This is a genomic window from Herbaspirillum sp. ST 5-3, assembly GCF_004804275.1.
Lineage (GTDB): Bacteria > Pseudomonadota > Gammaproteobacteria > Burkholderiales > Burkholderiaceae_D > Noviherbaspirillum.
Window position 1 is genome coordinate 1,725 of sequence record NZ_STGI01000027.1, and the last position, 6,303, is coordinate 8,027.

General features: G+C 29.4%; 3 protein-coding genes, 1 pseudogene and 1 other annotated feature. All 4 genes and pseudogenes read left to right on the forward strand.

Annotation, left to right across the window (positions count from 1 at the left end; genetic code table 11):
* Positions 1-468 precede the first annotated feature (468 nt).
* The gene (locus E6W33_RS27745; protein ID WP_247869811.1) at positions 469-660 is read left to right on the forward strand and encodes a hypothetical protein; all 192 of its coding nucleotides are present in this window, start codon (positions 469-471) and stop codon (positions 658-660) included.
* A 1,004-nt stretch (positions 661-1,664) separates the two neighbouring features.
* Positions 1,665-1,868, forward strand: a complete 204-nt coding sequence (locus E6W33_RS27225; protein ID WP_168798785.1) for a hypothetical protein — start codon at positions 1,665-1,667, stop codon at positions 1,866-1,868.
* A gap of 2,197 nt (positions 1,869-4,065) precedes the next feature.
* Positions 4,066-4,427: a sequence feature (23S ribosomal RNA rRNA prediction is too short), on the forward strand.
* 203 nt (positions 4,428-4,630) lie between these two features.
* Positions 4,631-5,380: pseudogene (locus E6W33_RS27750) on the forward strand (NADH-quinone oxidoreductase subunit H).
* Positions 5,381-6,093: 713 nt separating this feature from the next.
* Positions 6,094-6,303, forward strand: a 210-nt coding sequence (locus E6W33_RS27755) for a hypothetical protein (protein WP_247869812.1), incomplete at its 3' end; no start/stop codon positions are given.

Sequence of the window (6,303 nt, forward strand, 5' to 3'; positions counted from 1 at the left end):
ATTCCTAGTGTCCCGAAGGGTTCTTTTTTGCCAGTTTGATAACAAATAATATGAGAAATTATTCCAAACCCTGGTAGAATCAAAATATAAACCTCAGGATGGCCAAAAAATCAAAATAAGTGTTGATATAAAATAGGGTCTCCACCTCCTCTAGGGTCAAAAAAAGAAGTGTTAAAGTTTCGATCTGTTAAAAGTATGGTAATAGCTCCTGCTAAGACAGGTAGGGATAAAAGTAAAAGAATTGTTGTAATAAAAACAGACCATACAAATAAGGGTATTCGTTCTATTGACATTTCTTTAGGTCGTATATTTATAATAGTGGTAATAAAGTTAATTGATCCTAAAATTGAAGAAATTCCTGCTAGGTGAAGAGAGAAAATAGCTAAGTCAACAGCTCTTCCTCTATGAGATAAGTTCCCTGCTAGTGGGGGGTATACTGTTCATCCAGTTCCTGCTCCTGACTCAACTATGGACGATCTTAAAAGAAGTAATAAAGATGGGGGTAATAGCCAAAAACTTATATTATTTATTCGAGGGAAAGCTATATCAGGGGCTGATACTATTAAAGGGACTAACCAGTTTCCAAATCCTCCAATAAGTGCTGGTATGACTATAAAAAAAATTATGATAAAAGCATGGGCAGTGACAACTACATTGTAAATTTGGTCGTCTCCAATTAGGGATCCTGGTTGGCCTAGTTCAGCTCGGATAATCATACTTAATGCTGTTCCTAGTATACCAGCTCAGGCTGCAAAAATTAAATATATAGTTCCAATGTCCTTATGATTTGTAGAAAATAATCATCGCGGTAAAGTGGCTGAGTAACAAGCGATAAATTGTAAATTTATTTACGGGTTTCCCCTTTACCAAGTCTTATATATTAAGAAAAATTATTAAATTGCAAGTTTAAAGATGCTTTAGGCTAAGACTTAAATAAAAATTTATTTTTTACTTTGAAGGTAAATAGTTTTATTAACTTAAAATCTTAAAAAAAAATAAAAGGTATTATGGGGATTAATATTAAAGAATTTAATCTTATTGGTATAAAACTATTAAAAGAATTTATTTTTTTTGATTTTAGAGGTTTTCTAAATAAAATGGGGTACATAATTCGTAAGTAAATAAAAATTCTTATTAAAGATGAAATAATTAGAGTAAATAAAATAAATACTCTTCTAGTTGGGGCATTTATAATAATTATTCATTTTGGTAAAAATCCTAAAAATGGAGGGAGACCCCCTAATGATATTATTGTAATTAGGATTGCTAGACATTGTATTTTATCAAAAAATAATTTTATGCTATCAATGGTTCTAGAATTTATTTTTTTAAAAATAAAATATAATGAAATTATTATAAGCATGTAAATAATGAGGTAGTTAACTCATCTTCTACTAGCATTTACTATTCTTACTCCTATTCAAGATATGTGAGTTAAAGAAGAATATGCAAATAATTTTCGTAATCTTCTTTGATTAACCATTATTACAGCCCCGATGAGGGCTGAGGCTCTAATAACTAGGAATAAAATAGAAGATTTACTTGAGGATAGCACATAAAGAGGGATAATTTTTTGTCAGGTAGCTAAAGTGGTAAATCTTATTCATCTTAGCCCTTCACTAACTTGGGGAAATCAAAAATAAACAGGGAATAGGCCGAGCTTAATGGCTATAGCAATAGTTGTTAAATTAGAGTATAAGGTGTCTCAAATAAAAGTTTGTGAGGTCATTATTCCAAAGATAAAAATGGATCTTGCAAAAGCCTGTACAATAAAGTATTTTATTATTCTATTAATAGATAAATTGTTTTTATTAAATATAAGAGGGATAAATGCTATTATATTAACTTCTAATGCTGCTCATAGTTGAAATCAGCTTTCTGCTGAAATAGCGATAGCTGTTGATAAAAAGAGAATTAAGAAAAATAAAATGTTTATGCTATATAAGATTTATAAAGGATATTTATCATATTTGGGGTATGAACCCACTAGCTTAAATTTAGCTTACTTTATACTTTAGCTGAAAATTATAATAATTTTAGGTGTATTGGCACATCAATTTTTGATATTGAAGGAGGTATTTATACCAGAGTTAATTTAATAAAGGTAGAGTCTACATAATCTATCCTATCAAGATAGTCCTTTTTATCAGGCACTTTATTAAAAACATTTAACAAAAATATATTTGTTAAAACAACTTTAAAAGTTATTTAGTTAGATAATCTTGTATAATTTCCATTATAACGGGTATTACGCGCAACTATTAATCATAAATGAGAAGTGATGTAAAGTACGGCCCAGTTGCTTTACTCATCCATTGGTTTACCCCCAAAGAATCACTTGTGTAATGCAAACCGTGAGGAATAGTCAGTTTTCATAAACGAGTATGAAACTGTAATCTAATTATATTAAACATTTACATTTTTTTTATTAAATAGAAAATAGATAAATAGGGGTAAAGTTTACTATTCTCTTAACGGATTCTTAAAAGAGAAAAAAAAAGAATCCGTTAGAGATAATTTAACTATCGTTAAATATTTGTATTATGCCTATTCTTTATGTTCAAACTATATTATTAGCTTATAGAAGATAATATTTTTATATTTATGTTATAAATTAAGGTGTGCATTGGTGGGTCGGGCGAATCCTGTGCCAGCCGCCGCGGTTATACAGGACGGCCCAATAAATATAAACTTTATAAATATTATTTATTTTATTTTATTTTATAAAATTGTAAGGTTAAATTTTAAATTTTATGAATTAATTATTTAGCATTTGTATAATTATATAAATGACTAGGATTAGATACCCTATTATATTAACATAGATTGGTAGTATGTGTTAGGCATGAAACTAAAAGAGTTTGGCGGTATTTTAATCTATTTAGAGGAATTTGCCCTATAAAGGATACAACGCCAGTGTGCTACCTAGATTTGCAAGTTCAGTTTGTATACCGCTATCTTAATACGATATTTTATGATTATCATAGAGGCTTATACAGTTAAGTACGTTAGGTCAAGGTGCAGCTTATGTTTAGGTTTGAGGTGAATTATATTAATTAAAATTTAACAAGTTAGGTAGTTAAGCCTATTTAGTAAGAAAGATTTAATAGTAAGTTTATGATTTAATCTTGAGTTGAATTTAGCTCTAAAATATGCACATATCGCCCGTCGCTCTCATTTAATGTTGAGATAAGTCGTAACAAAGTAAAAGTACCGGAAGGTGTTTTTAAGAGATAAAATCAAATTTGTCGATGTTTCATTTACAATGAAACTTTGCTATTAGCTATCTCTATTAGAATATATTACTACGTATTATTAGTTTATTTTAAAGGATTTTATTTTATAAAGGTAAATTTTATAAACAAGCATATTTAATTTTTTATATTAGTATTAAGTACTGAAAAGGAAATTTGAAATATTTGAAAATAACTTAAGAAAAAAGCAGGTGTTTTACCTTTTGCATAAGGGGGTTTCGATAGTATTTCTTTATAGACAATTCCCGAGGCATATTGATCTACTTTATTTAGAAATTTTTTGTGGAATTAAAAAAATTAATATTATTGTAGAAATGAAATTTTAATCAAAATATGGGATATCTGGTTATTAAAATAGTATTAAACATACCTTCTTTATAAAGGTATTTTATCATAGAAAAAGGAGGCATTAAGGTGGGATAAGCTACTTTAATTAGTATAATTTATATATGTTATGAAATTTGAGGCTTAAAGTTAGCTAGGTTTGTAATAAAGCAATTTATTTTTGTTTAAATCTTATTTAGAAATATATTTAATTTAATTAAAAATTTTAAAAAGAATGATACTATTAGTATAAATAATGTTTTGGGGTTAAATTTTGTTTTTATTTAAGAATTCGGCAAATAATTTTCCCGACTGTTTATCAAAAACATTGTTTTTAGTTTTAATTAAAAATAAATTCTGCTCAATGAAAATTAAATTGCCGTGGTATTTTGACTATGCGAAGGTATTGAAATAAGGCTTTAAATGGGTGCTAAGAGAATGGAGATACGGGGAGGGGCTGTCTTATAAAAATATTAGAATTTGATTTTTAAGTGAAAAGGCTTAAATAATTAAGTGGGACAAGAAGACCCTATGAACCTTAAATGTAGTTTTGATATAACAAAATAAAAATTCTTTGGTTTAAAGCCATATTTTGGTTGGGGCGACAGTAAAAGATTATGAATCTTTTATTAGATCCGGCATAGCCGATTAAATGAATAAGGTACTCTAGGGATAACAGCGTTATTATTTTGGATAGTTCATATTGGTAAAATAGTTTGCGACCTCGATGTTGAATTAGTGGACCTTACTAGCGCAGAAGTTGGTAAAGGTAGATTGCTCATCTATTAAATCACTACATGATTTGAGTTCAGACCGGCGTAAGCCAGGTTAGTTTCTATCTACTTTTTTATGAAATTAGGCTTAGTACGAAAGGACCAGCTTATCGTAATTTTTACATAAAATTTGAATAAAAAATTAATGTACTAACTAGGCAGAGTTATTGTATCAAATTTAGAATTTGAATATGGTTAGAGGTAGCCAGTTAGTGGTATTAATGTGGCAGATTAGTGCGGTGGATTTAAGCTCCTCATAAACTCTTTGAGTTATTAATAGTGGATTTTATTTTTTACCTAATTTTAGTTTTATGTGTTTTAGTGAGCGTTGCTTTTGTGACCTTATTAGAGCGTAAGGTGTTAGGTTATATCCAAATCCGTAAAGGCCCTAATAAAGTAGGCTATATAGGAGTGTTACAGCCTTTTGCTGATGCTGTAAAGCTTTTTACTAAAGAAAATAATTTTTTAATTTGGTATAACTATGCTATTTACTATTTGGTACCTGTTTTATCTTTAGGTTTAATACTTTTATTTTGGCTTGTATTTCCTTGGGAGTCTGGAATTGGTCTTAGTTATGAACTTTTGTTTGTTTTAGTTGTGTCAAGTTTAGGTATTTATGTAATTTTAGGAGGTGGTTGGTCTTCTAATTCAAAGTATGCTCTGTTGGGGGCTTATCGAGGGGTGGCTCAGACTATTTCTTACGAAGTTGGGTTTAGTTTTATTCTTTTGGGTGTTTTAATATTTTCTGGTAGTTATAATTTAAAGAGATTAGAATTGATTCAGAGTTATTACCCTTTTATTTTTGGGTTATGAAACCTGTTTATACTTTGGTTAGTCACTGTATTGGCAGAGACAAATCGGACACCTTTTGATTTTGCAGAAGGGGAGTCAGAGCTTGTTTCAGGGTTTAATGTGGAGTATGGTGGGGGCGGATTTGCAATTCTATTCATAGCTGAGTACGGAAATATTATTTTTATAAGAATACTTACTTCTATGATATTTATAGGAGGAGTGGGCTTTTTTTGTTGAAAATTGATAGCTGTTGTTGTTTTTTATCTTTGAGTTCGGGGTACTTTAGCTCGTTTTCGATATGACAATTTAATAATACTTGCTTGAAAGGTTATTTTGCCTTATAGTATTTTTTTACTCATTATTATAGTCTCTTTATATTCATTTTTATTTTATAGTTAATGTATCATTATTTGACAGACTACTAGAAAATTCTATTTTTTACTTTCAAAGTAAATACTTAAGCTTAGTTAAGTAGACAGTTTTTGTATGAAATTATAGGCACTAGTGCAAAATATGAGAAGTATAATACAGTGAGTATTTGGCTAATAAACACGTAGGGCTCTTCTACAGGGCATGCCCCTAAATGTGTTAATAGTAAAAATGTATTGATAAATAATCAAAACAAAATTTTGTTTAGAGGATATATATGTGTTGGGTTAAATTTGGATTTTATAGATACAGGCAATCTAATTAAAATTACAATGGATATAAATAGAGCGATTACTCCCCCTAGCTTATTAGGGATAGACCGAAGAATAGCGTATGCGAATAAAAAGTATCATTCTGGTTGAATGTGTGGAGGCGTTACTAAGGGATTTGCAGGGATAAAGTTTTCAGGGTCTGATAGTTTGTAAGGGGAAATAAGTACAATTGTTGTAAATAGCAATATTACTAGAAGCATTCCAAAAACATCCTTTCATGTAAAATAAGGATGAAACGGGATTTTATCAATGTTTATAGGAGTGCCTAAAGGGTTATTTGACCCGGTTTCATGTAAAAATACAATATGGGTGATAACTAAAACTGCTAATGCCAATGGTAAAATAAAGTGTAAAGAGAAAAACCGGGTTAAAGTTGCATTGTCAACTGAAAATCCCCCCCAAATTCAAAAGGTTAGTGTATTTCCCACATATGGAATAGCTGATAGCAAATTAGTGATT